The following is a 24,991-nucleotide window of genomic DNA, read 5'->3' as shown; positions in this document are numbered from 1 at the left end:
TAAAGGGGTTTTATGACAAAATCAAAATCGTCCCACCAACCACTTGGTCTTTGCCCTGTGTGTGGCTCAGATGAGGGACTATTGTCGGAAGACAGTGAAACCTTTATATGCGCAGACTGTGGCTACTATACCCAACAATTCTCATATCATAGTTTACTCGTTTACCAAGAAACGACTGCTCAAAAACACATCCCAAGTATCAAACATGTCCAGTTGATCCACTAGAGCTGCGAATGTTTGTTTCAAGCATCACAGGGATCAATGCCGGCTCTTACACCGAATTGACCCTACGAGAATAGAAAATCAATCGATAGATTCTATATGTTTAATGACGTCACTCATGGATGTTAAACAGGTCGAGGCGCTCTGTTTGTAATCACAAGACAGAGCAAAATGAATGGTCTGTATGCCCGCAGCAACGCCCATGTTGACACCTTTCGAAGTATCATCGATGTATAAGCACTGATCAGGTAGGAAACCCATCATAGTGACCGCATACTGCAAAAGGTCAGGTTCTGGCTTCCAACTGTTCGCATCGAAAGCAGAAATAATCCCATTCTTAAAACGCTCTTCTAAACCAACTGTTGCCAGCATTTTCTGAGCTTTATGGGTCGGACTATTAGTGACAACACAGTACTCAATCCCGGAACTATCTAAATAATCCAGAAGCTCTACCGCGCCATCCATGGGTTTGAGTTTCTTTTCAAAAAGCTGTTCGGTTTGTTCACGGTAGATTGGCTCGAGTAAATCCAAAGAGACATGACTGCCTGCTAAAGATTGAGCAGAAGAAAGCACATCTGCGATTTTGCCACCAGAGAAATTATCTAACACCGCCTCTAATCGAAGAGTAACGCCGACTTGCTTGAAAGTCTCTACTATCGCTTCACAGCAAAGTCGCTCACTATCGACTAGAGTTCCATCACAATCAAACAACACACATTTAATACCTGACATGACGTTTCCACGACCTTTTATACTTAATTCTCGTCAAATATTAATATGGTTTGCTGCCCCAAACGTAGATGGAATCGAAAGTTTGACGCTTTCAAACGACAAATCCGCGAAACTCAGCCATTGATCACCGTTTTTCTAACCAAATCTGCGAATTTGTTGCAATCCCAACACTTTGTATTAGAGAAGCTGCAAGCGAATCACTATCGATTAAACAAGTTTCATTGTCACACGTTATGTCTGAGATAAGTGTTGTTTCACCTTCTTGGCATAGCATGGCTGCGGCAATTGGATTCCCTTTTTAAGAAGCCGAGATAAAGGGAGTGAGCAGGTTCAACAATGATCTGAGTTAAAAACTCGACAATCAGCTGCTGATGCTTTTCGTTTGCCCATCGTTTGGATTGGAGAATCGAAAACATAATAGTTAATCGATGAAAATCAACCAAATGCCATTCGATGTCAGAGGCGCTTTCATGGCCTGCTCCTAAAGGCTCTAGATGACAGCTTGACTGCGCCTCTAGATAAAGACCACGTCCTTTTAAGCTTTCTTTTGTTGGATAACCACCCTCGACTTGGCTCGCCAGCCACTGGTTTTTATTATTTTGTAGACGCGTGGCTATATCTTTCATATCAATCCTATTCGATTTTTTTGGTAACCTTAGTTATGGTATATAAAAGCCTAATTTAAAAAGGAAACCTTTATGCTTAAAAAGCTTATGCTGGTCCCACTTGCCACCCTAGCCCTCTATGGCTGTGGTGATAAGGAAGTGGGCGATGTGTCGTTGGGTATGTTCACATTAAAAGATATTAAACTCAACACTCTTAACGACCCTATCGTCACTGGCGTAACCTGCCATGTGGCGAGTATTGAAGCGGATCTCAGCCTTTCCGACCCAAGTGACAGCTCTATCTCTTGCCGTCAAACAGGTGAAATAACGCCAGAGATGATTGCTGAGATCGATAAGTCAAAATCAGGCGAGATTGTCTTTAAGAAGTCTAAAAGTATCTTTTTCAAAAGTATGAAAGTTCGCAGGATATACGATGCTGATAACCAAACTCTGATGTATCTTTCTTACTCAACAAAAGAGACGTCGGGAAGCTTTAAGCACAGCCTATCGACCGTTCCTCTTTGGGGTACCGAGGCATACACAACCAAGCCAGTTGAGCTAGAACAGCAATAAACGAATAGAGCCAACGACACACATCGTTGGCTCTATTCTTTACTCAAGCACGCTTCAAAATCTTGGCACCGAGAGCAACTGGCAATCTGAGAATGCGTTTCGCAATGTACCAGCGTTGCATTTTTCTGTTCATGATTGCGTTTCACCGCCATTAGTGCCCCGTCAGCCTTAGCCATAAACAATCCTTGATTGCTCTCTGAAAGCTGAGAAACGCCTAAGCTAATGTTTATCGTGAATTCTTCACCATCTTCCGAGAAAAAAGTGAGTTTTGCTATCGACTTACGCAGACGTTCTGCTAGTTGAAACGCACAAGCTAATGAAGTATGTGGCAACAACAGCGCAAACTCATCACCACCAAAGCGAAAACACCCATCCTCTTCTCTTACCGAGGTCACCATGACCTTACCGACTTTTTGCAGTACATAATCGCCGATGCTATGGCCATACTCATTGTTGATAGTTTTAAAATTATCTATATCAAACATGACAAACGACAAAGGTTTACTATGCCTTACATGCGAGGCGATCTCTTTTTTCATTTGCAACTCAAGATAACGGCGATTGAATACGCCCGTTAGAACATCTCGAATCGCTAGGTATTCGAGTTTGTCATGTTTCGCTATCGAGTCTGAAATATCAATAGCAAGGCCGAACACCCCGACTACTCGACCTTTATCGTCATAAATTGGTGTTTTTAGGTTCTGAAAATGACGAACATTTCCATTGTGATCGGTATTCTTTTCAACCTGAGAGATGGACTCTCCCGCGAGGACTTTTCTATCATGCAGCACCAGCTCATGGCATACCGTCAAGTCGAAAAACTGAGAGTCGTCACGCCCGACAATTTCCTCTGCTGACTTTTCAAAAAGACGCGCCACTGCGTCGTTGACATAGGTGTACTTGAGGTCTTGGTCTTTCACAAAAAAATAACAGTCGAGGCGACTCAGAACCGCTCGTATTTCTGCAATGCTGAGATTATCAATATTCATACGACCCACCTCATTATAAACTCAGTTACATATTAGTATCGCATATAACCTTTTCAACAAAGTGGATACACATTGCACTTTACGACATGGAACTAGCTATTTTTCACACTCATACACAGCTATAAATCACAAAATCAATGTAAATTGATGAAACAAAAATTACAGCATTGTGATATTATGCCCGCAAATTTTGATCCGCTAGCCTTTACTATGAAATTCCCTGGACAACGCAAGTCAAAACACTATTTCCCGACCAGTAAGAAAGATCTTTCTGTGAGTCAAGCGCAATCAGCGCCAAAACTATACCGCCCGACAATTGTTGGTGTCGGGCAAACAATCGTCGACATTGAAGCACGTGTTGATGATGACTTCCTAGCTAAATACGATTTAAGTAAAGGACACTCACTCGTACTCGAAGAGAGCAAAGCGGATGCTCTGTATGCCGAACTTGTCGAAAAGGAGCTGATTACACATCAATTCCCTGGCGACACTATTGGTAATACCCTTCACAACTACTCAGTCCTCGCGGACAGCAAATCTGTCCTACTCGGCGTAATGTCTAAAAACATTCAAGTTGGGTCATATGGATATCGTTACCTGTGCCGCACATCGTCGAGAATGAACCTAAACCATCTACAGACGGTTGATGGTCCTATTGGGCGCTGCTATACGCTTATCACTGATGATGGCGAACGCACCTTCGCTATCAACGAAGGTGAGATGAACCAGCTTCGACCAGAGAGTGTACCTGAGTCAGTGTTTGACAAGGCTTCTGCACTTGTTGTTTCTTCTTACCTTATGCGTGGTAAACCTGAAGATCCGATGCCTCAAGCTGTCGCTCGTGCCGTTGAAATTGCAAAGCAGAAATCTGTACCAGTCGTTCTTACTCTGGGTACTAAATGGGTTATCGAAGGCAATGAGAAGTTCTGGCAAGACTACATCAAAGAAAACGTCACCATTGTTGCGATGAACGAAGAAGAAGGTGAAGCGTTGACCGGTTTCGCCGATCCTCTAAAAGCTGCTGACAAAGCACTTGATTGGGTTGATCTAGTATTGTGTACTGCGGGTCCGGAAGGCCTCTATATGGCAGGCTACTGTGACAACGTCACACTAAGAGAGACAACACACGAACTTATCTCTGCTGACGAGTTTGTAGACTTCAACAAGTTTGAGTTTAGCCGAGCGATGAAAAAGGACGAGTGTTCTGATCCGCAAAAAGTCTACTCTCACATTGGTCCTTACTTAGGCGGTCCACTAAAGATCAAGAACACCAATGGTGCAGGAGATGGTGCACTGTCAGCATTACTGCATGACATGACTGCAAACTCATTCCATAGCAAAAATGTACCAGACTCAGACAAGCATGTTGCACCATGTTTGACTTATTCGTCACTCTCTCAAATTTGTAAGTACGCAAACCGAGTTAGCTACGAAGTGTTAACCCAACACTCTCCTAGACTCACCCGTGCTCTTCCTGAGAGAGAAGACAGCTTAGAAGAAGCGTACTGGGATCGTTAATAAAAAAGGGCTTCGGCCCTTTTTTGTTTTTAAAACATACAAATAACAGAAGGCTGATTACTTTTAGAACAGCCCTCTGAATATTTAACTTTACAAAGCATTTTTAACCAGTATTATCTCGACGCAAACGTTTTCCTCATTAATTTTGTGGCTTTTTAAGGACCGTTAATGCTATCTGATATCGATATCTGTCGTACGACGTCACTCTCTGCTATTTCTGACATTGCAAAACAAGCTGGTCTTCTTGACCACGAGTATCACCCGCAAGGATTTCACAAAGCGAAAGTGACACTGGATGCGGTCTCGCGCCTAAAAGACAACCGTGATGGTAAGTTGATTGTCGTTACCGCAATCACTCCTACCCCGTTGGGCGAAGGCAAAACCGTCACCACCATTGGTTTATCTCAAGGCCTAAAGAAGCTAAACAAGTCCGTAATGGCATGTATCCGTCAGCCATCTATGGGCCCTATTTTTGGTGTTAAAGGCGGTGCAGCAGGCGGCGGCTATTCTCAAGTTGCACCCATGGAAGAGCTAAACTTACACCTAACAGGCGATATCCACGCCGTGACTGCTGCTCACAACCTGGCGGCCGCGGCGATTGACGCGCGTATTTACCATGAACAGCGTCAAGGCTTTGAAGCATTTGAATCTCGCACTGGTCTTAAAGCGCTTAAGATTGATAGTAAAAACGTGGTATGGAAACGCGTTGTCGACCACAACGACCGAGCCCTACGAATGGTCACCGTCGGTCAAAACGAAGTAAACAAAACGATCAATGGCTACGAGCGCCAAGATGGCTTTGATATCTCTGCAGCATCAGAGTTAATGGCGATCCTTGCCCTATCGAAAGATTTAAAAGATCTTCGTACCCGCATTGGTAAGATTGTTGTTGCCTACTCTATTGACGGCACACCTGTGACCACCGAAGACCTACAAGTAGCGGGTGCAATGGCGGTTAGCATGAAAGAAGCGATTGAACCAACGCTTATGCAAACGCTAGAGGGCGTACCGACACTTATCCACGCAGGTCCTTTTGCAAACATCGCTCACGGTAATTCATCGATTATCGCGGATAGCATCGCCACAAAACTGAGTGACTTTACGGTGACAGAAGGTGGTTTTGGTTCTGATATGGGCTTTGAGAAGGCTTGTAACATCAAAGCTTCTGCGACGGACAAGAAACCTGATTGCGCAGTGATTGTAGCAACGCTTCGAGGTCTGAAAGCAAACTCTGGTCTATACGATCTTAAGCCTGGCACTCCCATCCCAGACAGCATCTACGGCGAAGATACTGCGGCATTAGAAGCTGGCTTTGAAAAACCTGAAATGGCACATCAACAATGTGGCAAAATACGGCGTTCCTGCTGTCGTGGCGATCAACCGCTTCCCGCAAGATAGTGAGCAAGAGCTTGCGCTACTACAAGAGTGGGTCGAAGCACTAGACAGCAACTGCCGAGTCGCTCTAAGTGAAGGTTTTGCGAAAGGTGGTGAAGGTACAGTAGCACTTGCTGAAAAAGTCATTGAAGCATGCGCAACTGACGCGAACTTTAAACCGCTATACACGGCAGAGCAATCTATCGAAGAAAAGCTAATGACTGTGTGTGAGGTGGGCTACGGCGCAGCTCGTGTAACCTTGTCTTACCAGGCTCAGCAGCAGCTAGAAATCTATAAGAAACATGGATTCAATAACCTAGCAGTTTGTCTTGCTAAAACACCACTTTCCATCACTACTGATGGCAGTGTAAAAGGTGCACCGACTGGCTTTGATGTCGTTATCCGTGAGTTACGCTTATGTGCGGGTGCCGGTTTCATCTATGCACTTTGTGGCAATGTAATGACTATGCCGGGCCTTCCAGACAAACCAGCATTTATGAGCCTAGATCTCGACGACGAAGGCAACATCGTTGGTCTTAGCTAATTAGCCGAAATACTAAAAAAGCGACGGTTCTCCGTCGCTTTTCTTATTTCTAAGATTAAGAGTTTTACATCACTGGGCAACAATCAAGGTCAGCTCTACACGACGATTGCATGCTTTACCAAATTGAGTCGTATTAGTACACGCAGGAACGTACTCACCATACCCTCTGGTATAAATCATCTGTCTTGGTACGTTCTTTCCAATCAAGGTGCGTTTCACTGACTCAGCTCTTTTGTCAGACAGCGAATCATTCAAGCGAACGGTACCCGTGTTATCCGTGTGCCCACCAATCACCACGTCTACACCTTGTTGACGAGACAAGAAATTCGCCAGTTGCTCCAACCACATTGCCGAACCATCAGCAACATTCGCAGAACCTGTATTGAAATGGATTTTTTGTTTTAGGCGAATCATGACGTAGTCACCAGGAATGAGTTCATAATCCAGCCCTTGATTCACAAGATAGGTTTCCAACTCATCCCAAGAGTGACTTCGATATTGACCATTTGGCCCACCAACCTTAGCAGTCGACATGATAGGAGCATCCGCCCACTCTGGGTGCATGACGTCGTGCTCACTGCGGGGCGCTGTTTCTAACATTTCTGGAAACATCTTACTCGTTGTCTCGGACACTGAACTGCATCCTGCGAGTACAATCGCAGAGGTTAACCACACCACTCGCTTTAGCATTAACATCGCCAACTCCTAAATCTCAATCATGCTGTTTATATCGACCAAAGCAGCGAAACCTTTACAAAAAATCTTTCGCTTATTCCCCTCTTGTGCGGTCTACTCATTCAACGTTAAACTCTCTGCATCCAATCCATTTAGAAGCATTATGATGTTAAAAACATTTTCTAAGTCTCTTGCCATTCTCGCACTCGTTGCATCTGTAGCTGCTTGTAGCGATTCTTCTACGCCAACTGAAGGCAAACAGTACCGTACCCTAGATACCAATCTATCGACTTACCGACTACCTCAAGTAACAGAAGTGTTTTCTCTAGGCTGTGGCCACTGCCGTAACCTCGAGCCAATGCTGCCTGAACTAGAGTCTAAAATTGATTCCAAATTGGGCAAAATGCATGTCATGTTCAATGATAGTGCGAAAATTGCTGCCATGATTTTCTACACAGCGGTCATGCAATCTGAAGGCGGCAAGGTCCCTGCGGATATGAAAGACAGCTTGTTTGCACTTGTACAAGACCGTGAACTTGATGGAGCAGCAAAGAAAGCCGAGCTGGACCGTATTTTCGAGTCTCGCAACATGGTTAGCCCGTACGCACTTGATGAAGCGCAGCAAGAGCAGTTGTTCACCTATCTAGAGCAAGCCGAAGCGGTGTCTATGGAAGCGCAAATTAACGCGGTACCTACCTTCATCGTTAACGGCAAGTATGAAGTCATGATTTCTGGCCATCAGGGAATCGATGAGATTGCTGAAACTATCAACTATCTAAAAACAAAATAAAGGAACACTCGTGTCTAAAATTCTAATTCCTATTATTGTTCTGCTTCTGGCAGCATTTATGATTTACCGTACTTGGGGTAACAGCAAAGCCGCTGAAGAGAATTTTCAGCAAGGACAAGCATTCCTACTTGAAAATGGCAAAAAAGAAGGCGTGATCACTACAGAAAGTGGACTGCAGTATGAAGTGCTTCAAAAAGGTGAAGGCACGGAAAAGCCAACAGCAACGAGTAAAGTAAAAGTGCACTATCACGGTACACTCATCGACGGTACTGTATTCGATAGCTCAGTCGATCGCGGTACACCAATCAGCTTTGGTCTGAACCAAGTCATTAAAGGCTGGACGGAAGGTTTGCAGTACATGTCAGAGGGCGATAAGTTCCGCTTATACATCCCTAGCACGTTAGGCTATGGCAAAAGCGGTACCGGTCCAATCCCACCTTCTGCGGTATTGATTTTCGATGTTGAGTTACTTGAAATTCAATAATCTCTAAAAAACGCCCCGTTATTTAAACGGGGCGTTTTTTGTTTACACCGGATAAAACTCAAATCCTGATTCTGTCACCAAGTAGCAATCCATTCCTGCAGCATGAGCGGCTTGAAGTCCCAGTTGGGTATCTTCAAATACCACACAGTTCTCGGGCGTCTTACCCATTTTTTCTGCCGCTATCACAAATGTATCTGGGTTTGGCTTGTGGTTTTCCACCTCTGTTGCTGTAACTACGCACTCAAAATCATCAAGTACGCCCGCTTCTGTCAAAAGTCGAATTGCCGAGTCTCTCTGGCTTCCCGTACCGATCGCCATGGGTTTAACATCTATATGTTGTTTGTAGACTTCGAACGTATGCTCAATGATTTGTCCCTCAAAAGGAAGCGTTGTGAAGGTCATCATCTTAAATCTCGACACTTCACCTTGGTCTAAATTAAGTTGGTAACGCTTATTGACCTCGCCAGTAATTTTATAGCTCGGCATTCCACCCAATGAATGTAACCACGCTTGATCATACGGAAACTGGAAATTCTCAGCCGTAATCTCCCATGCTTTGTCATGATTAGGCATGGTGTCTAACAGAGTGCCATCCATATCAAAAATAATTGCGTCATACTTTTCCAGCTGTAACAAGACGTTAACTCCTTCGCGGTGGGTTCATATTCGAAAATCGGGAAAAATCACTAAAGAACGGCGTTCTATTACCGATATTTATATCAATATGGAAACATATTCGTGCATTTAACATGCGGTCGATTCCATTTTTTTGTTTGTAGCGCTGCTAACAGAGACTAGAAATCAATAGCTTGCCAGCTATCGCGGCACCTTTACTCTCCTTGTCACAACGTACAAGCAGCTCGGATTGTCACAGCAGTTAGGATTGCTAGGGCGACGAGCGCCTTACTTTTTCACGATAACCTGCTCATGCTCCATGAGTTCTCGAACAAACGGCGAGGGTGAGGATTGGTAAGTCACCCAAACCTTCACTTTGGCTCGAGTCATTGCGACATAAAACAAACGTCTCTCTTCGGCATGAGGGTATGTATCGGTGCCAGAAATCAGCGCATCGTTGAGGTGAACAAACTTACGCTTCGCTGGGAACTGCCCCTCATCAGCATTAACAATAATGACAAAGTCAGCTTCTTTACCTTTACTGGCATGGCAAGTCATGTAGTCGAGCGATAGATTTGAGAATCGCTTGCACCAATCGTCGAAAAGCTCAGGTTTGTGGTAATGGTTGCGACCCAACAACAGCACTGATTTCGTCACCTTTGCTTTGCTACTAAGGTCATCTAGGATCTTTTCAACACGGTTACCGTGCTCTACTACCACCGCCTTTTGTTTAACCGACTTATGGCTCTTGATCTCTTTGGTTAGCTGCGTTGGATTGGCCTGAATGAAGTCTGAGGAGACCTCAAGCAGCTTGTCACTAAATCGATATGTCGTGTCGAGTAAATGGATTGAAGAATCGGGAAAGCGCTGACCAAATTCTGTGGTCAGATCCACATCAGACCCCGTGAACTGGTATATCGACTGCCAATCATCCCCCACAGCAAACAATGATGCCGTATTACCCTTCTGTTCACACAGCGATTGTACAAGAGCAAGCCTATCCGGCGAGATATCTTGATACTCATCGACCATAATAAACTTCCACGGCGATGAAAATTTACGAGACGAAACACGTTTCGTGGCGTTAGTAATCATCGAGGTAAAATCAATTTGATCGTTGTCTTTGAGCATTTTTTGCCATGCTTGATAGCATGGCCAACAGAGCGCAAGCTCACTATTTAGGCGAGTGTAATCTGCCTCATCGATGATTTTTTCCTGAATGGCCTTTTTGTTTAAACCGGTGGCGATAAGCTGATCAAGTTGCTGCTCCAGCCACGCGATGAGTTTAGGGTTCTCGCTTTGACTACCTAGCTCTTCATCGCCCTTCAAATACGCAATAGGCCACTTAGACAAATGCTTTTGCCAACGTTTAAAGTTTGTCGGTGTCATCCAATGCTTTTTGAGCCACTCAATACACCAACCTGTTTTCTGTGACGATTCCGTTGCCAATGGCGAAAGCTTCGGAGGCTGGATCTCCGTTTCTTTGAGGATTTGGAGACCAAGCTGGTGAAAGGTCAGCACGGAAATCTCATCCGCGGTCTTACCCAGTTTTCGCTCAAGACGATCACGCATTTCTTGCGCGGCTTCGCGTCCAAATGCCACCAGCAAAATCTGATCGGGTTGCGCGAGATGACTCTGCAAAAGATAAGATACTCTCGCCATCAATACGCTTGTCTTGCCCGACCCCGCACCAGCTAAAATAAGGTTTTGATCGTTGTTGTGCAGAACTGCCAACTGTTGTGAATAGTTCATTGGCGAGGATTCAGATTGTGAAAACAGCACCTGCCAGTTCTCCCGCTCCTCTTCTAACCAATTTACATTTCTCTCTTGCAAAGCATTGGGAGCATCCTCAATCCAAGGAAGCAGTTTTTGAATTCGGTTCGGCATAGTGCGCATTGCTTCCGCAATCGACATATTCATCTCAAGAAACTGGCTGTCTACTTCAGCAACCCAATTGTTCATCATCGATTGAGGAAGAAACTGCGGTAATGTTCGTAGGCGATTGAGCTCCTGCTCCCATTTAGGTAGGTAGGTTTTCAGAAGCGCACATTGCTCTTGATGCCAGCTTTGATATACAGATACCGCATGCTTGGCAAAGCGTTGTGCTTCTTGCCACGGTAAGCCTTGCACAACCCATTGAACTTGTTTGTTGTCAGATTCATGGGCGTGAACCGTAATAGAAGACCATATCAGTCCTCTTTTCACACCGAGCTTGCCACTCCATTCGCAAAATGGGATCCGCACTTCTGCCCTCACAGAGTGAAGCACCAAACAATGTTGTTGCAGTTCGATAGTGCGAAACTCGTGTTGAGTGAACATTTCAGCAGTGGGAGTAGCGGTTAGCAGCATGATAAATCTGAATAGCGTTGTTGTGTTTTATGTTTGTAGTCTACTGTATCGCAAGGCTAAATCCATCCAAGTTTATGTAATAAGTGTGAAAAAGAATCCAAATAAAAACGCTCCCTGTTTGTGGGAGCGTTTGTCATTGTTGATTACTTGTTGGTTGGAGTCTGAAGCTTATCCATCACTTCATCTAAGTTGAAGCTGGCTGCTTTTTGCCTTGGCGGGAACTCTTTGAAGGTCTCTAAGAACTTACCTACATACACCTGCGCTGGTACTAACAGGTAAACCCTGTCCAGCATCCAGTCATAGTATGTGTTCGAGGTGACGTCTGCGACTTCATATGGGTCCATTCTCAAGTTAAAGATCTTAGGAACTCGCAAAGTCACAAACGGTTCTGCCCAGATACGAAGTGTGCCCTCTACGCGCTGCTCCATAAAGACCACTTTCCAGTTATTGTAGCGAAGCGCGGTAAGGTCACCATCATCAGAGAAATAGAAAATCTCTGCTCGTGGAGACTCTTCTGATTCACCAGTTAAGTATGGAAGGAAGTTGTAGCCATCAAGGTGAACCTTAAAGTTCTTATCGCCCGCTTGGTGACCTTTGAGGAGCTTCTCTTTCACGTCAGGCTCACCCGCCGCTGCCAAGAAAGTTGGTAGCCAGTCCATATGGTGCATGATGTTGTTAGACACTGAGCCCGCTTCAATTTTCCCTGGCCACTTAACCATGGCTGGAACTCGGTACGCGCCTTCCCAGTTAGTGTTCTTTTCACCACGGAATGGCGTCAGACCTGCATCTGGCCAAGTGTTCATATGGGGACCATTATCAGTTGAGTAGAACACTATGGTGTTATCCTCAATACCGAGCTCGTCGACCTTTTTGAGGAGCTCACCAACATGGTTATCATGCTCAATCATACCATCAGCATAGAAGCTGATCCCCGATTTACCTAGGTTGCCCTCTTTAACATGGGTACGGAAGTGCATTCGGGTCGCGTTCCACCAAACGAAGAATGGCTTCTTCGCCTCGACTGCGCGATCCATAAAATCGAGCGCAGCAGATAGCGTCTCTTCATCCACGGTTTCCATACGTTTACGAGTAAGTGGACCGGTATCTTCAATCTTACCGTCCGCGTAAGACTTAATAACGCCCCTAGGACCAAACTGCTTGCGGAACTCAGGATCTTTTGGATAGTCGATGTTTTCAGGTTCTTCCTCAGCATTCAAGTGGTAAAGGTTACCAAAGAACTCATCAAAGCCGTGATTGCTTGGTAAGAACTCATCCTTATCACCTAAGTGGTTTTTACCAAATTGACCTGTCATGTAGCCATGCGGTTTCAAAAGCTCAGCGATAGTCGCGTCTTCTGCTTGTAATCCAAGGTCAGCGCCTGGAAGACCAACTTTACTCAACCCAGTACGAAGTACACTTTGTCCGGTAATAAATGTTGAGCGTCCTGCTGTACAGGATTGTTCCCCATAATAATCTGTAAACATCATGCCATCTTTTGCGATGGAGTCGATATTCGGCGTTTTATAGCCCATTAAGCCAAATGTATAAGCACTGACGTTTGATTGTCCGATGTCGTCACCCCAAATGACGAGGATATTGGGCTTATCCTCAGCATAACTGCTTGCTGAAACACCAATTAACGCGGTAGCCAATACAGCTAAGCTCCGCTTAAACCTTGTCGTCGTTGTCATGTATACCTCTAAGTTAGTTGGTTGCGTCCTGCCCATTAACGTATAGTCGCAATCATGCATAACCTCCACTAAACAAAGCCCGTTTCTTAGATCCAACCTCACACTTCCATAGGCTGTAATTGAGAATATTCTCACACTCTCTCAAATGACATAAACGGCGTTTCTCCTCTATATAAGCCACTGATTTTATTAACCATGCAATACCAATATAACTTTCTTTTATAGTCTCTATAAGACGACTTTGCCCCTAGCCTGACCTAAAGTGCCGAGCATACAGATACCGTCAGGTGTCTCGTTCAAATCCAATAAGTTAAAAGACGATGGAGTCTAGAATGGCGAACCACTTAAGTAAGATTGCAATGGGCGTAGGCCTAGTTGCTACATCTTCGGCAGCAGTCGCAGCAGACCAACCAAACATCCTAGCGATTTTTGGTGATGATGTTGGTTACTGGAATATTAGCGCGTACAACCAAGGCATGATGGGCTACGAAACCCCAAATATTGACCGTATTGCTAATGAAGGTGCACTATTTACGGATCACTATGGACAGCAATCATGTACCGCAGGGCGTGCGGCATTCATCACTGGTCAAGAACCATTCCGTACTGGTCTTCTGACCATCGGTATGCCTGGTTCTACACACGGTATCCCTGACTGGGCTCCTACTATTGCAGACTTGTTGAAAGAGCAAGGCTACATGACCGCTCAGTTTGGTAAAAATCACCTAGGTGACCAAGATCAACACCTTCCTACTAAACACGGTTTTGACGAGTTCTTCGGCAACCTTTACCACCTAAACGCGGAAGAAGAGCCAGAGACTTACTACTACCCGAAAGACCCAGAGTTCCGTAAGAACTATGGCCCACGCGGTGTAATCAAATCTTACGCTGATGGCAAGATTGAAGATACCGGTCCTATGACTCGTAAGCGTATGGAGCATGCAGACGAAGAGTTCTTAGAAACCTCTTTGGCGTTCATGGAAAAAGCCGTAAAAGCTGACAAACCTTTCTTCATCTGGCACAACACCACACGTATGCACGTTTGGACACGTCTACAAGAGAAATACCAGGGTAAATCTGGTATCTCAATCTACGCTGACGGCATGTTGGAGCACGACGACCACGTTGGTATCTTGCTAGACAAACTGGATGAGCTAAAAATTGCTGACAACACTATCGTTATCTACTCTACCGACAATGGCGCAGAGACAGTAAGCTGGCCTGATGGCGGCGCGACACCATTCCATGGAGAGAAAGGCACAACTTGGGAAGGCGGTATGCGCGTTCCTCAATTAGTTCGCTGGCCAGGTGTTATTGAACCAGGTACTCGCATCAATGAAATGATGGCTCACCAAGACTGGTTGCCAACTCTGCTTGATGCCGCTGGTGTTCCTGATGTGAAAGAAAAACTCGCTGAAGGTTATAAAGCTAACGGTAAAGATTGGCGCGTACACATTGATGGCTACAACTTTAGACCGTTCTTTGAAGGTAAAACGGACGAAGCACCTCGTGAATCACTACTTTACTTCACAGCAAATGGTGAGCTAAACGCAGTTCGTTGGAATGATTGGAAACTGCACTTCGCGACACTAGAAGGTAACATCACTGACGCGGTTCGCTTCTCTCCAAACTGGCCGAAGATCATTCACCTTCGTGCTGACCCATTCGAGAAAGCACCACACGAATCAGGTATGTACCTGCGCTGGATGGCAGACAACATGTGGTTGTTCGTACCAATTCAAGATGTACTGGGTGACTTCTTCAAGACATTGCCTGACTACCCAATGCAGCAAGGTCAAATGATGAACCCTGCCGCAATCAGCTACCAATCTCTTGGTCTGCAAGGCAAGATGAAGCAACTTGAGCAGCTTCAACAACAAGTTCAACAGATGAAGTAATCGAGTTGAATGAAAGATAAAAAAAGACCAGCCTGTTGGCTGGTCTTTTTGTTTTTCTGGCGGATTAAACGTAAAACGCTTCAACCGTGCCTTTAAGCTTGATCAACATTGGTTGACCCCAACGGTCTTTTGCCTTTGGAGAAGGGATTTTTACCCAACCTTCGCTGATGCAGTATTCTTCAACGTCTGTGCGCTCTTTACCATTTAGGCGAATGCCGATTTGGTGTTCAAAACACTCAGCCACGTGGTGTGGGCTACGTGGGTTGCCTGATAGATGATCTGGTAATTCTGGCTTTGCGTTGTCGCTCATGGTGATAACCTGAATGAGTTAGTGAAAAGTGGCTTATTGTAGTCAATAGACTCTATCGCCTCAACAAGTCTCTGCGCATGTGTCGATATTTTCACCCTCTAAGCTAATCTAACTTAAAAAATGCACAGGGTTGGCTAAGAGAAATCAATCGAGATAGTCCTCGACGGTTTTTGTCCCACATACTTCGCATACGCGATGGCAAGAGTAAGCGTGTGTTGAAGTCATCAAACCACCAAATACCCAGCCTTTGAGCAAGTTTGCGACAAACGCACTACTATCCTGTGAATGTGCCCCGTCCGCTAGCGCAGGTTTTTCTACAAGTACCACAATGTGTTTCGTTTCCGCACAACATACACTGCATACGCAGTTTTCAATCCTTTGCATGATGGCGCTCCTGATAACCAAGTCGTTGATTTGGGCTCGATTGTAAAGCAACCAAGTCGCAAACTATGTTAACCAGGTAGCATATTTAAGCAGAGTTATTGGCTAAATATCAAACAACGCGACAGAAGACAGTTAAACGTGCACTAAAGCGCGACATCAGTCCAAACACCGTTCATGAGAATTCTTTGCGTGTCATAACCAAGGCGTTTTAAAAGTGCTTGGCAATGTTCATGGTGTACACCTAGATGGTGGGGAGCATGCGCATCCGCGTTTATTTGGATGGGAATATTGCGTTGTTTGGCTTCTTCTAACAACCAAGGTGATGGATAAACATCATCGGTTGCCCCTCTCAGCATACCCCCATAGTTTACCTCGAGTATCACACCGGATTGTGCAACCGCATCCAAGGCATCAAGTGCAAGCCCTTTGTACCAATCCTCTGACTCATCGAAAAAACCCAAAGCCTTGTTGTGTTTTTTAATAAGGTCGAAGTGGCCCAAGATATCGAATCCCCCAAGCTCACACAGCTCAGTGACTCTTTGATAGTATTTCGTGATCATCGAACGGGCACTGCCACCATGAACTTCATTCAGAAGAACTAAAAACTCGTCATGGGGACCATCCACACTGAGCATTGGGTATCGGTCATTCGGCGCTTCTAAGGTGTGTACTGAGCCAATTTTGTAATCGAGTGGAAGTCCTTCCCATCGCTGGTGGCTGGGTGTCGTAACCGCAGGAATAAAGTCGAGTTCCAAGCCAAGGTAGACCTGCGTTTCGGCATGGCCTTTCAGTGCGCTAATTTCTTCAATATACGCATCTAGCTTGTCAGCGTGCATGCAGAAATCATTATCAAAGGGGAGCGGCGCATGAGAGCTAAAGCCAACAGAAACAAACCCAAGACGGTTTGCTTTTTCAAACATCTCCTGAGGAGACCCTTTTCCGTCACAATAGTGACAATGCATGTGGAAATTGCTTAGTAACATCACTTCTACCATCAACCTACTCGACCAAATTAAGATTAATAGTAACGAGCTTGATTCATGTTAGAAAGAAAATTAAGCGCTTAATCTTAAGCGTTTATTGCTTGTGGAGACTAAGCGCTGATCGTGTAAAAACAGATCCTACACACCACTATCTTTTGGTGAGCTCTCTTGATTTGCCATGCGTTTATTGGCGACTCGACGGTCAAAATCAGAAATGCGAGCTAAGAATTGTTGTTTCTCTTCTTTTGAAATAGAGGTAGCCAAAGGAAGGTCGACCGTGAGTGGGTTTACAGCTCTGTTTCGTACCAACACTTCAAAGTGAAGATGTGGCCCAGTCAATCGCCCTGTTGCACCAGATAGCGCAATCTTCTGACCGCGTTTTACATGCTGCCCTTGTCTCACCAAAAACTTAGACAAATGTAAGTAACGTGTGGTGTAAACACTGTTGTGCTGAATGACCACATATTTACCAGCATAAGGGTGATTGCGGATAGCCGTTACAACACCATCACCTGTTGAGTAGATTGGCGCACCCACTGGCGTTGCGAAGTCGGTACCGTTATGGGGAGATATTCGTCCTGTCACCGGGTGCTTACGTTTCGGGTTGAAGTGGGATGTTACGCGGCGATATACCTTATCTATAGGATAACGATCAAACGCTTGTTCTAAGCTGTTTCCATCGCGGTCATAGAAGCGCCCATCCTCGGCCAAAAACGCTGCGACCTCTCGGTTGCCTAATTTAATAGAAATCCCTTGAATTTCAGCGTTACCCGTTGGGTGATTACCCAAGTACTGGTGGTTAACTAAAATCTCGAAACGATCGCCGGCACGCAGTTCCCTAGCAAAGTTAACTTTATCCCTCAGTACTTGAGTAATGTTAGCAATCTGTCTCGTTGATAGACCCGCTCGGTGTGCAGACGTTGAAAAACTTCCGTGAACCTCACCGGAATACAGCGTTTCTTTCCATTCACCCTGCTCTTCTTCAAAACGATACTCGAACGAACCATCCGATTCTTTAGTGTAGATCGCGCGCTCGACCAAACTTTCGTGGAAGATCATCGAATCTAACTGATTAGTTTCTGAATCGATAATGAGCTCGAGGTGATCACCAGGTTTGATCGTATCAAGCTTTAGAACGTTCAAATCCGCTTCGAGAATGTGTTGAAGCGTTGAGTACCCAAGGTTCCATGATGAGAAAATGGTACTTAAGGTATCCCCTACTTTAACAAAGTAGTGAACACGAGTTGGATGGCTTTTTGTTTGCTCAAGATTTGAAGAAGAGTCTAAAGCGACCTCGCCTTGATAAGGGGTCACCTTTATCGCAATAGGCTCTGGTGCAGGCTCGGGCAAAAAACTGATGAAAGAAGCGGAAGAGAGAGCGATGACTGCGGTAGTCAACAGAATAGGACGAACAAGCTTCATAACGATGATACGGAAAACGACTAATTGTTATGTTATAACATTATTATCAACTAAAGAAAACACACCGATTGTCAAACTTTGTATCAAGCCATAATTAGCGTTACGCCTTATCGTACTACGAAACCGGATCAAAAAAGAAAAACGCCATAAAATGTTTCAATTTTATGGCGTTTATTGGTTCAAAGTATCGTAGCGCTCTATGGCACACCATGTCCTTTAGATGCAACCCATACTCGGTACCATTGTTCACGCGTTAACTCGATATCAAGCGCCGCGATTGCAGCTTTAACGCGATCGATTTTACCAGAGCCAATAATTGGCAGTGGGTTCGATGGTAACTGCTTGACCCAAGCATAGATAACTTGATCAATACTTGATGCACCAACTTCTGCACGAATTGCCTCTAGCTCACTGCGAACTCGTTTTGCTTGCTCAGATTGACCATTGAAGATCTCACCACCAGCCAGCGTAGACCAAGCCATAGGAAGAACACGCAGTTGCTGAAGTTGATCAAGAGTACCGTCGTGGGCGACCTCGAAATTAAGTGGATTAATCTCGACTTGGTTAGTAACAAGCGGCTTACTTAGGCGTGACTGTAAAAGCTCGAACTGGCGAGGAGTAAAGTTTGACACACCAAAGTGCTTAACCTTACCAATCTTGTATAGTTCATTGAATGCATCTGCAACTTCGTCAGCATTCATCAACACATCTGGACGGTGGATGAGAAGTACATCCAACTCATTCACACCCAGTCTTTGCAATGAGTTATCTACTGATTCGTAGATGTGTTTTGCACTCGTATCGTAGTGGTTGATCTTGCGATCCGGAAACTTGTCACTACAAAGTTTGATGTCGCACTTCGATACGATTTGGATTTCTTTGCGAACCGCTGGGTCAAGCGCTAGCGCCTCACCAAACAGTGTTTCACACTCATAGTTACCGTATATATCCGCGTGATCAACAGTCGTCACACCTAACTCGATATGCTGCTTAAGGAAGGTTAGACGTTCTTGTGGTGTCATTCCCCAGTCAGCCAAACGCCAATACCCCTGAACCAACTCCGAAAAGTCAGGTCCACTTGGCGCCATCGTTACTTTAGAAACCATGGGTTATCTCCTTATTTAACTCTGCCCACATCCTAAGCTTGTTTACAGGTGCCCACAACGGCTAAAATTCGAAAAAACGAACTGGAGTACGAAGTTGTGAGCTTTGCTGAAAGACTTAAAGAATTGATTGGACAAGAAAGCGTCAGCGGATTTGCACGTCGCGTCGATCTGTCTGAAGCTCTCATTCGCAAATACCTCAAAGGTAGTGAACCAAGCTTAGCAAAAGCAAACCAAATCGCTATGAAAGCCAACTGCTCGTTAGAGTGGTTAGCAACAGGTTGCGGCTACCTATATAGACAAGCAGAAGTAGTCGACATGCCCGCCTATCAACTCGCCCATGAGACGGTTTTGGGTACTACCCTAGCACCAGAGGAGATTCTTACCCACCGTAAGCTCATTACGGCTTATCAGTACTTAAGAGCCACCAAGAAAAACGACGGTCATCTAGATGCACATGGTATGAAAAGGCTTCTCGCCACCGTTGATAACTAATATATCTTTCAATATGACTTTCAGAGCATTTACACTAACAAAACAATCTCGATCATTTTGTTAACACCCATTTGAGAAGCACGTAATAGCCCACTCATTCCATTCGAAATCAAAATAGATCATCATTCGCCGCTTAAATAAATGTGACCGAGATTAAACACACGTTTGAATAAAATACTTTACACTAATATCAACAAATAGATTTATTAAGAGCGCTGGAAATATTCCCTTTCTTGAATATAACCTCCTCTCCAATAATGTCCCCCAATAGTGGTATTCAAAAATAGAAATATTTTTGAAGGGGTTCTTATATCCGAAGCAACGGAATAAATATAAAAAGGAACACATATGAAGACTCTATTCAAACTTTCTACATTGGCGGTGAGTGTATTTGCTGCGTCGCAAGTTGCTGCTGTTGAATTGTATAATAGTGAAGGTACAAGCGCCAATATGTATGGTGCTATAGCGGCGCATGTCAGTGCCTATGATTATGATAAGAGCTCTATCCTTGGTAATGCTGCAGGCTTAGGTTATAACAGTGACCAAACGCTTGTAGAAGACCCAGGCTCTTGGTTTGGTTTTGATATCAAACACCAGATGGGTAAAGTTTACGGAATAGCGAAAATTGAATGGGATGTAGACTTTTCAACAGCATCAGACCTAGATGACCGACGAGCATTAACTGCGCGTCAAACCTATGCAGGGTTCGGACACGATGATTTTGGCTCTGTCACTATTGGCCGCCAAGAGAGCCCATATATGAAGGCAGATAAAGGTTATTATGCGTATTGGGTTGGCGGACTTAACATGATGCAATCCGATGAGTTAGGAAGTAGAAGAACCGCTAATACAGTAGTTTGGCAAAATGATTTTGATAATCTTTATGTTGGCCTTCAATATCAAGCAGCTCGCCAAGCGAATGATTTTATTTTCTTTGGGGGCAACGGACTGAACTTTGGTGGCCTTCTAGAAGTAAATGCAGATGATCCAGTCAAAATTGATGGCGGCTTTGGTGGTGCTATTGCATATACGGTAGAAAGTACAAATACCTATTTAGTGGCAGCATATAACCAATCGAATGATATAAATGGTAAATTCACAGACATACTTGGTGATCTTACCGAAACAACAGCAACGGATGCTGAGATCAAGCAATATGCCTTCGCTATTGAACAGCATCTACTAGAGGGCGGTCTATCTTTATCTGCAAGATACGAGCAGTTCGAAGCTAAAGATGGCGCTAACGCGTTTGATACTAAGACCTCCTCGTTTGGATTCGGTGCAAATATGTACCTGTCTGATAGTGTTCGCATTTATGGCGGCTATGAAATGGCAGAAGAAAAAAACCAAACCTCCGGCCAAGTTAAGTCCGAGTTTAAGCAATTTAACCTCGGTGCTGCTTGGGCTCCAGTACCTTGGGGTGAAGTTTACTTGGAAGGTTATAACGATGACGTTAAGCTTAATGAAAGCTATACATTTAATTCCGCAGGAGACGTCATCGGTCTGGGAGGCTCATCAAAAGGCACACACGTATTCTTAGGTGCAGCTGTATTCTTCTAAAGCTTGATAATAAAGCCATTTATTGACTATTTGAAAAGCTCTTTGTTCCTATATAAAGAGCTTTTTATAACTTCGTCAGTCACAAAGAATTCCATCAGACTATAAGATACTGACACTTGTTTATTTAATTTTAACTTTAATAAATTAGTTTCTAAATCACACAACCCCTGTAATAATAAAGAAGAACTTGTTAACCAGTTCTTAATTAGACACACTATTAGTATACGTTAACCACCTTAACCTAACAGCTAACCGAATACGAATAATCACTATGACAACTGATGTGTAAGGTAGCTAACGGCTACGCTGCCACTTACGTTGAACATTACGTAAGTTCTTATCCGAACCAAGAGAACTAAAAGGATTGATAAATCGAGTCAACAATCTCCAGTAGAAGCCAAACGTATCACCACGTCGTCTTGGTATTAGATGCAAGTGCATATGTGGAATGTGCTGTCCTGAACACTTTCCGTTGTTCACTAGCAAGTTGTAATCTTCAACCCCTTCCATGCAAGTAGGAAGTCGCCTCCCAAGCTCACGGGCAAATACAAACATTGCATGATACTCATCATCAGCTAAGTGTTCTAAATGTGACTCATGAGTTTGGCTAATAATCAGTATGTGACCTTCGGTAATGGGATAGCGGTCAAGGACTGCTTTTAGTGGACCTTTCTGAGCGATTAACAGATGCTCCAACTTGTCGTCATTGATATCGCAGAAGATGCATGGTTTCATCGGATTTTAGCCTTTTCCCTAGTTGTAGTATTGGAACTCCTTGGTGTTGAGCGCGTGTTCTCTCGAGCCGCCCCCCACAGCCTCCTATTGAACACCTTCTTAAATGAATTGCGATCAGTATTCAGTCTGGAAATATTCACTCAACAGCTTACAATGCACGCTTAAAATGCTAGCTAGAGTATACCACCAATGATCCCCGATTATACGTTCGACACCCTTAACACCATGCCACGTGAAGAGTTGGAAGAGTTTTCAGCACGCATGATTAGCCGCATGGTACCTGAAGACGTCATGAATGAGCTTTTCACATTCGACCAAGAGGAAGTCGATAATGAAGAGCGTATGATGGCGAGTCAGCTAGACGCGATTCTACGAATGACGGCAATCGCGCTTAGCGAGATTCAACAAGCCTTTGACGATTCAGAAAACGTCAAGCAAAACAGTGAACGAATGACGCGCTTAGTACTTTGGCACTTCTACGCAGTCTCTTTCAACCTAGAGAAAGCCATTCCATTGCAAACACATTGTAATCATGTAGAAGCTCTACTGGGTAACAGACCACAGGATGTTTTAGGCTGGGTCAAAGTACTCAATGACCTACTACATACTTACGCGGGAATCAACGAAGGCAAGTAATTAGCATTCGCTGCCGGTAATATCACTCCCAACCAACACATTTCAGTGACCTTGGGTAGTCTATGCTTATGAGACTAAAATCTTCGTTAGCTTTTGAGCAAAGGGGGAGTGAATATGTCAGAGATCGCTATACAGCTTGAACGCCCAAGAGTTGAAATGCTCTTTAGTCGATACCAAGAATTCATTGGTAATGACTATATGGGATATAGAAACCATGTCTATCGCACCATTACTTACGCTATGCACTTTCTGAACAACGCCGAAGAGTACGAGCAAATTGTTGAGACCGCATTTGTGTACCACGATATTGGCTTATGGACAGATAATGAGCTTGCCTACCTTGAGCCTTCAGAAGCCACAGCCCTAGCGGACAACGAACAATATGAATGGGGGCTAGACCCTGAATTGCTTAGGGGCGCCATCCATTGGCACCATAAGATCACGCCATACACAGGTCCACACGCCAAGGTGATTGAAGCATGCAGAAAAGCGGACTGGATCGATGCTTCCAAAGGGATGGTGCGCAAAGGACTGAGCAAGGAATCCATTGCCAAAGTAGAGGCAGCCTTTCCCAACCATGGATTTCATGACACCTTGCTTCGCTTAGCTAAAGACTATGGTGGTTCAACGCTCGTTGGCGGTATTAAGGTTACCAAAGGCATTGTTAAGTGGTAGAGTTCAAAAAAGGTCGGGACATGCCGACCTTTGTCTCCAATATTTAATATGTTAGCCAGTCCACGGCAGATTGATAATCACCAAATGATTCCATGTCCCCAGATATAAACCAACTCCCTACTTTAGCCGCAAGCTCTTGCCAATTTTTATCACCGTAGATTGCAATTTTGTCTATGTTGGTGCCTACCTTTAGACCAAATTTGAAATCATCCCATGCAGCTCTCAGTTCCCAACCTGTTAGCTCTGTGATATCTACCAGCATCTTAAAACTCCCAGAAGATAAACCAGATAAGCTCGACTCCAATACGGGAACAATGGTTTCATAATCACTATGTGTTAGCTTACCTGAAGCTTTGAGCACCAGAACGGATTCCGAATTAAGTCGCTCAATACCTATCGTGATACCGTGACGTTCTGTATTCATACCAATCCCCTTTTCTGTACTTTCATTCCATAGCTTAGGATATATAAGAGCTCACTAATGCGAGGGAACTGGCATTTGTAGTGTTTGATAAATGGAAAATTAAAGTGCTAATTCGAACAGGATAACGAAGACACATGGTTAGGTGAGATGTTGGATATGTGATAGTTGCATAAGAAAATCTCTAACAAGATCGCTACAATCTAGCTCCCCCGAAAAGATAATAAAATGGACCACGATGAAAGACCTTATTTATGAAACGCTTGTCAGCCTATCAAACCAAACCCCGGAGCAACATTCTAGAATTCGACAAAGTTTGTATGAGCAATTAGATTTGCCATTCGACAAGCAGTTGGATCTCTACGCTGCAGCATTAGGACCAGCGAGTTCAGGAAAACTCGATAGCGAGCAAGCGATGAACAGCGCAGTAGAAAGCGCGATTCGCTTGTTAGAGACACCAGAGCGTTAAGCCCCTAAAAACAGCCCATTCCCCCTGGGCTGTTTCTCTTTAAGAGCACCCTCTTCACTTTTCGAAAGTCATCTCGGACAAATCCATCTCTTCAATTCCACATACTGCTTGTATGGTTGGATTATCACACATTCTCCTCAGGTAGCGGGCTAAATGCTTGAATGTCATCGGTGACTTTGGTACAGGCAATGACCATTCAGCAAGCATAAACAAGAAATAGTCACAGGCCGACAGTTTGTCACCGAGTAAAAAATCGTTTCGAGCGAGCTGCGCATCAATAATAGCGAGTGCTTCAGCAATGCGGTCATCTTGCGCGGCGAGAATGTTGGGTATGGTTGACTCGTCATCAGTATGTCTATGCGGATAATACTTCACCATCAACTCGGCTTGGAGCGTATTAGTCAAAAACGCGAGCCATTGGAAAAACAATGGGCGCTTTGGGTCACCGACTTGTGGCATGAGGCCAGATTCAGGGTAAAGCTCACTGATATGGATGCATATTGCCGCACTTTCAAATATCGGCTGGTCATTGACAACCAACGTTGGAATGCGACCTGCTGGGTTCAATCGCAAATAGTCTGGCGACTTTTGAGAGTTAGATGCCTTATCAACCAGAATCAACTCATAGTCAGCACCAACGTGATGCAGTAGGAAGTGAGGAGCTAAGCTTGCGTTATTTGGATAATAGTAAAGTTGGAACAAAGTATGACTCCATGTCGTGTGCACTCAGCTTTTTATC

Annotated in this window: 25 protein-coding genes and 1 pseudogene; 11 read left to right on the top strand and 15 right to left on the bottom strand. The window is 44.5% G+C overall.

Annotation, left to right across the window (positions count from 1 at the left end):
- Positions 1 to 303: 303 nt before the first annotated feature.
- Positions 304 to 954: an HAD-IA family hydrolase gene (locus tag AC6I8Y_RS17525; protein WP_042471422.1), complete on the bottom strand. Its 651-nt coding sequence runs from the start codon at positions 952 to 954 to the stop codon at positions 304 to 306.
- A 254-nt stretch (positions 955 to 1,208) separates the two neighbouring features.
- Positions 1,209 to 1,580: a hypothetical protein gene (locus AC6I8Y_RS17520; protein WP_498022418.1), complete on the bottom strand. Its 372-nt coding sequence runs from the start codon at positions 1,578 to 1,580 to the stop codon at positions 1,209 to 1,211.
- A gap of 72 nt (positions 1,581 to 1,652) precedes the next feature.
- Here AC6I8Y_RS17520 and AC6I8Y_RS17515 point away from each other — a divergent pair, with 72 nt between their 5' ends.
- Positions 1,653 to 2,132 carry a CreA family protein gene (locus AC6I8Y_RS17515; protein ID WP_234496862.1) on the top strand — a complete coding sequence of 160 codons (480 nt, stop codon included), beginning with the start codon at positions 1,653 to 1,655 and terminating at the stop codon, positions 2,130 to 2,132.
- Between the two features lie 32 nt (positions 2,133 to 2,164).
- Here AC6I8Y_RS17515 and AC6I8Y_RS17510 read toward each other — a convergent pair whose 3' ends face one another.
- Positions 2,165 to 3,121: a sensor domain-containing diguanylate cyclase gene (locus AC6I8Y_RS17510; protein ID WP_498022415.1), complete on the bottom strand. Its 957-nt coding sequence runs from the start codon at positions 3,119 to 3,121 to the stop codon at positions 2,165 to 2,167.
- A 210-nt stretch (positions 3,122 to 3,331) separates the two neighbouring features.
- Here AC6I8Y_RS17510 and AC6I8Y_RS17505 point away from each other — a divergent pair, with 210 nt between their 5' ends.
- A complete protein-coding gene (locus AC6I8Y_RS17505) occupies positions 3,332 to 4,639 on the top strand; it encodes an inosine/guanosine kinase (RefSeq protein ID WP_394151333.1) in 1,308 nt (435 codons plus the stop codon).
- Positions 4,640 to 4,807: 168 nt separating this feature from the next.
- A pseudogene (locus AC6I8Y_RS17500) lies at positions 4,808 to 6,557 on the top strand (formate--tetrahydrofolate ligase).
- Between the two features lie 69 nt (positions 6,558 to 6,626).
- Here AC6I8Y_RS17500 and AC6I8Y_RS17495 read toward each other — a convergent pair.
- The gene (locus AC6I8Y_RS17495; protein ID WP_156110942.1) at positions 6,627 to 7,253 is read right to left on the bottom strand and encodes an OmpA family protein; all 627 of its coding nucleotides are present in this window, start codon (positions 7,251 to 7,253) and stop codon (positions 6,627 to 6,629) included.
- A gap of 145 nt (positions 7,254 to 7,398) precedes the next feature.
- On the opposite strand from AC6I8Y_RS17495, the gene AC6I8Y_RS17490 reads away from it, so the two are divergent.
- Both AC6I8Y_RS17490 and bamJ read left to right on the top strand, forming a co-directional pair.
- A complete protein-coding gene (locus tag AC6I8Y_RS17490; RefSeq protein WP_394151332.1) occupies positions 7,399 to 8,022 on the top strand; it encodes a thiol:disulfide interchange protein DsbA/DsbL in 624 nt (207 codons plus the stop codon).
- Between the two features lie 10 nt (positions 8,023 to 8,032).
- Complete coding sequence (bamJ, locus tag AC6I8Y_RS17485; protein ID WP_042471405.1) at positions 8,033 to 8,506, top strand: BamJ family beta-barrel-assembly machinery protein; 474 nt, start codon at positions 8,033 to 8,035, stop codon at positions 8,504 to 8,506.
- Between the two features lie 42 nt (positions 8,507 to 8,548).
- Here bamJ and AC6I8Y_RS17480 read toward each other — a convergent pair whose 3' ends face one another.
- From AC6I8Y_RS17480 to AC6I8Y_RS17470, 3 genes are all read right to left on the bottom strand, one after another.
- Positions 8,549 to 9,103, bottom strand: coding sequence for an HAD-IA family hydrolase (locus AC6I8Y_RS17480; RefSeq protein ID WP_498023045.1), 555 nt, complete (start codon positions 9,101 to 9,103; stop codon positions 8,549 to 8,551).
- A 306-nt stretch (positions 9,104 to 9,409) separates the two neighbouring features.
- Positions 9,410 to 11,470 (bottom strand): DNA helicase IV, encoded by a 2,061-nt coding sequence (helD, locus tag AC6I8Y_RS17475; protein WP_498022413.1) that lies wholly within the window; start codon positions 11,468 to 11,470, stop codon positions 9,410 to 9,412.
- A gap of 143 nt (positions 11,471 to 11,613) precedes the next feature.
- Positions 11,614 to 13,161, bottom strand: coding sequence for an arylsulfatase (locus AC6I8Y_RS17470; RefSeq protein ID WP_394150985.1), 1,548 nt, complete (start codon positions 13,159 to 13,161; stop codon positions 11,614 to 11,616).
- A 332-nt stretch (positions 13,162 to 13,493) separates the two neighbouring features.
- Between AC6I8Y_RS17470 and AC6I8Y_RS17465 the strand changes: the two genes are divergently transcribed.
- Complete coding sequence (locus AC6I8Y_RS17465; protein ID WP_394150984.1) at positions 13,494 to 15,059, top strand: arylsulfatase; 1,566 nt, start codon at positions 13,494 to 13,496, stop codon at positions 15,057 to 15,059.
- Between the two features lie 64 nt (positions 15,060 to 15,123).
- Here the strand turns inward: AC6I8Y_RS17465 and AC6I8Y_RS17460 are convergent, their stop codons facing one another.
- From AC6I8Y_RS17460 to AC6I8Y_RS17440, 5 genes are all read right to left on the bottom strand, one after another.
- Positions 15,124 to 15,369, bottom strand: a complete 246-nt coding sequence (locus AC6I8Y_RS17460) for a DUF3297 family protein (protein WP_234496870.1) — start codon at positions 15,367 to 15,369, stop codon at positions 15,124 to 15,126.
- A gap of 144 nt (positions 15,370 to 15,513) precedes the next feature.
- Entirely contained in the window at positions 15,514 to 15,753 is a 240-nt protein-coding gene (locus AC6I8Y_RS17455; protein ID WP_498022411.1) for a hypothetical protein, read from the bottom strand.
- A gap of 143 nt (positions 15,754 to 15,896) precedes the next feature.
- Positions 15,897 to 16,736, bottom strand: coding sequence for a histidinol-phosphatase (locus AC6I8Y_RS17450; protein ID WP_394150982.1), 840 nt, complete (start codon positions 16,734 to 16,736; stop codon positions 15,897 to 15,899).
- Between the two features lie 138 nt (positions 16,737 to 16,874).
- Entirely contained in the window at positions 16,875 to 18,158 is a 1,284-nt protein-coding gene (locus AC6I8Y_RS17445) for a peptidoglycan DD-metalloendopeptidase family protein (RefSeq protein ID WP_498022409.1), read from the bottom strand.
- A 197-nt stretch (positions 18,159 to 18,355) separates the two neighbouring features.
- Positions 18,356 to 19,264 carry an aldo/keto reductase gene (locus tag AC6I8Y_RS17440; protein ID WP_394150980.1) on the bottom strand — a complete coding sequence of 303 codons (909 nt, stop codon included), beginning with the start codon at positions 19,262 to 19,264 and terminating at the stop codon, positions 18,356 to 18,358.
- A 96-nt stretch (positions 19,265 to 19,360) separates the two neighbouring features.
- Here AC6I8Y_RS17440 and AC6I8Y_RS17435 point away from each other — a divergent pair, with 96 nt between their 5' ends.
- Both AC6I8Y_RS17435 and AC6I8Y_RS17430 read left to right on the top strand, forming a co-directional pair.
- On the top strand, positions 19,361 to 19,756 hold the full coding sequence (locus AC6I8Y_RS17435; RefSeq protein WP_394150979.1) for a helix-turn-helix domain-containing protein: 396 nt from the start codon (positions 19,361 to 19,363) through the stop codon (positions 19,754 to 19,756).
- 348 nt (positions 19,757 to 20,104) lie between these two features.
- Positions 20,105 to 21,316 carry a porin gene (locus tag AC6I8Y_RS17430; RefSeq protein WP_498022406.1) on the top strand — a complete coding sequence of 404 codons (1,212 nt, stop codon included), beginning with the start codon at positions 20,105 to 20,107 and terminating at the stop codon, positions 21,314 to 21,316.
- 294 nt (positions 21,317 to 21,610) lie between these two features.
- Here AC6I8Y_RS17430 and AC6I8Y_RS17425 read toward each other — a convergent pair whose 3' ends face one another.
- Positions 21,611 to 22,051, bottom strand: coding sequence for an HIT family protein (locus tag AC6I8Y_RS17425; protein WP_498022404.1), 441 nt, complete (start codon positions 22,049 to 22,051; stop codon positions 21,611 to 21,613).
- 189 nt (positions 22,052 to 22,240) lie between these two features.
- Between AC6I8Y_RS17425 and AC6I8Y_RS17420 the strand changes: the two genes are divergently transcribed.
- The gene (locus tag AC6I8Y_RS17420; protein WP_498022403.1) at positions 22,241 to 22,687 is read left to right on the top strand and encodes an exoribonuclease R; all 447 of its coding nucleotides are present in this window, start codon (positions 22,241 to 22,243) and stop codon (positions 22,685 to 22,687) included.
- Between the two features lie 114 nt (positions 22,688 to 22,801).
- Complete coding sequence (locus AC6I8Y_RS17415) at positions 22,802 to 23,362, top strand: phosphohydrolase (protein WP_498022401.1); 561 nt, start codon at positions 22,802 to 22,804, stop codon at positions 23,360 to 23,362.
- Between the two features lie 43 nt (positions 23,363 to 23,405).
- Here the strand turns inward: AC6I8Y_RS17415 and AC6I8Y_RS17410 are convergent, their stop codons facing one another.
- A complete protein-coding gene (locus AC6I8Y_RS17410; RefSeq protein WP_498022399.1) occupies positions 23,406 to 23,786 on the bottom strand; it encodes a SpoIIAA family protein in 381 nt (126 codons plus the stop codon).
- Between the two features lie 235 nt (positions 23,787 to 24,021).
- On the opposite strand from AC6I8Y_RS17410, the gene AC6I8Y_RS17405 reads away from it, so the two are divergent.
- A complete protein-coding gene (locus tag AC6I8Y_RS17405) occupies positions 24,022 to 24,252 on the top strand; it encodes a PAS factor family protein (protein WP_042471375.1) in 231 nt (76 codons plus the stop codon).
- Between the two features lie 54 nt (positions 24,253 to 24,306).
- Here the strand turns inward: AC6I8Y_RS17405 and AC6I8Y_RS17400 are convergent, their stop codons facing one another.
- Complete coding sequence (locus AC6I8Y_RS17400; protein ID WP_498022397.1) at positions 24,307 to 24,954, bottom strand: glutathione S-transferase family protein; 648 nt, start codon at positions 24,952 to 24,954, stop codon at positions 24,307 to 24,309.
- Positions 24,955 to 24,991 lie beyond the last annotated feature (37 nt).

Source organism: Vibrio sp. KUL78 (assembly GCF_059725505.1).
Note: the sequence above shows the minus strand (reverse complement) of the source record. Positions and strands in the feature narration are given on the sequence as shown.

Bases quoted from the DNA above. Each gene is read 5' to 3' on its own strand.
- AC6I8Y_RS17505 (WP_394151333.1), top strand. From the start codon at position 3,332: ATGAAATTCCCTGGACAACGCAAGTCAAAACACTATTTCCCGACCAGT.
- AC6I8Y_RS17440 (WP_394150980.1), bottom strand. From the start codon at position 19,264: ATGGTTTCTAAAGTAACGATGGCGCCAAGTGGACCTGACTTTTCGGAG.
- AC6I8Y_RS17460 (WP_234496870.1), bottom strand. From the start codon at position 15,369: ATGAGCGACAACGCAAAGCCAGAATTACCAGATCATCTATCAGGCAAC.
- AC6I8Y_RS17490 (WP_394151332.1), top strand. From the start codon at position 7,399: ATGTTAAAAACATTTTCTAAGTCTCTTGCCATTCTCGCACTCGTTGCA.
- AC6I8Y_RS17430 (WP_498022406.1), top strand. From the start codon at position 20,105: ATGAAGACTCTATTCAAACTTTCTACATTGGCGGTGAGTGTATTTGCT.
- AC6I8Y_RS17495 (WP_156110942.1), bottom strand. From the start codon at position 7,253: ATGTTAATGCTAAAGCGAGTGGTGTGGTTAACCTCTGCGATTGTACTC.
- AC6I8Y_RS17425 (WP_498022404.1), bottom strand. From the start codon at position 22,051: ATGAAACCATGCATCTTCTGCGATATCAATGACGACAAGTTGGAGCAT.
- AC6I8Y_RS17450 (WP_394150982.1), bottom strand. From the start codon at position 16,736: ATGTTACTAAGCAATTTCCACATGCATTGTCACTATTGTGACGGAAAA.
- AC6I8Y_RS17445 (WP_498022409.1), bottom strand. From the start codon at position 18,158: ATGAAGCTTGTTCGTCCTATTCTGTTGACTACCGCAGTCATCGCTCTC.
- AC6I8Y_RS17455 (WP_498022411.1), bottom strand. From the start codon at position 15,753: ATGCAAAGGATTGAAAACTGCGTATGCAGTGTATGTTGTGCGGAAACG.
- AC6I8Y_RS17510 (WP_498022415.1), bottom strand. From the start codon at position 3,121: ATGAATATTGATAATCTCAGCATTGCAGAAATACGAGCGGTTCTGAGT.
- AC6I8Y_RS17405 (WP_042471375.1), top strand. From the start codon at position 24,022: ATGAAAGACCTTATTTATGAAACGCTTGTCAGCCTATCAAACCAAACC.
- AC6I8Y_RS17410 (WP_498022399.1), bottom strand. From the start codon at position 23,786: ATGAATACAGAACGTCACGGTATCACGATAGGTATTGAGCGACTTAAT.
- AC6I8Y_RS17415 (WP_498022401.1), top strand. From the start codon at position 22,802: ATGTCAGAGATCGCTATACAGCTTGAACGCCCAAGAGTTGAAATGCTC.
- AC6I8Y_RS17465 (WP_394150984.1), top strand. From the start codon at position 13,494: ATGGCGAACCACTTAAGTAAGATTGCAATGGGCGTAGGCCTAGTTGCT.
- AC6I8Y_RS17520 (WP_498022418.1), bottom strand. From the start codon at position 1,580: ATGAAAGATATAGCCACGCGTCTACAAAATAATAAAAACCAGTGGCTG.
- AC6I8Y_RS17420 (WP_498022403.1), top strand. From the start codon at position 22,241: ATGATCCCCGATTATACGTTCGACACCCTTAACACCATGCCACGTGAA.
- AC6I8Y_RS17525 (WP_042471422.1), bottom strand. From the start codon at position 954: ATGTCAGGTATTAAATGTGTGTTGTTTGATTGTGATGGAACTCTAGTC.
- AC6I8Y_RS17480 (WP_498023045.1), bottom strand. From the start codon at position 9,103: ATGGATGGCACTCTGTTAGACACCATGCCTAATCATGACAAAGCATGG.
- AC6I8Y_RS17470 (WP_394150985.1), bottom strand. From the start codon at position 13,161: ATGACAACGACGACAAGGTTTAAGCGGAGCTTAGCTGTATTGGCTACC.
- helD (WP_498022413.1), bottom strand. From the start codon at position 11,470: ATGCTGCTAACCGCTACTCCCACTGCTGAAATGTTCACTCAACACGAG.
- AC6I8Y_RS17515 (WP_234496862.1), top strand. From the start codon at position 1,653: ATGCTTAAAAAGCTTATGCTGGTCCCACTTGCCACCCTAGCCCTCTAT.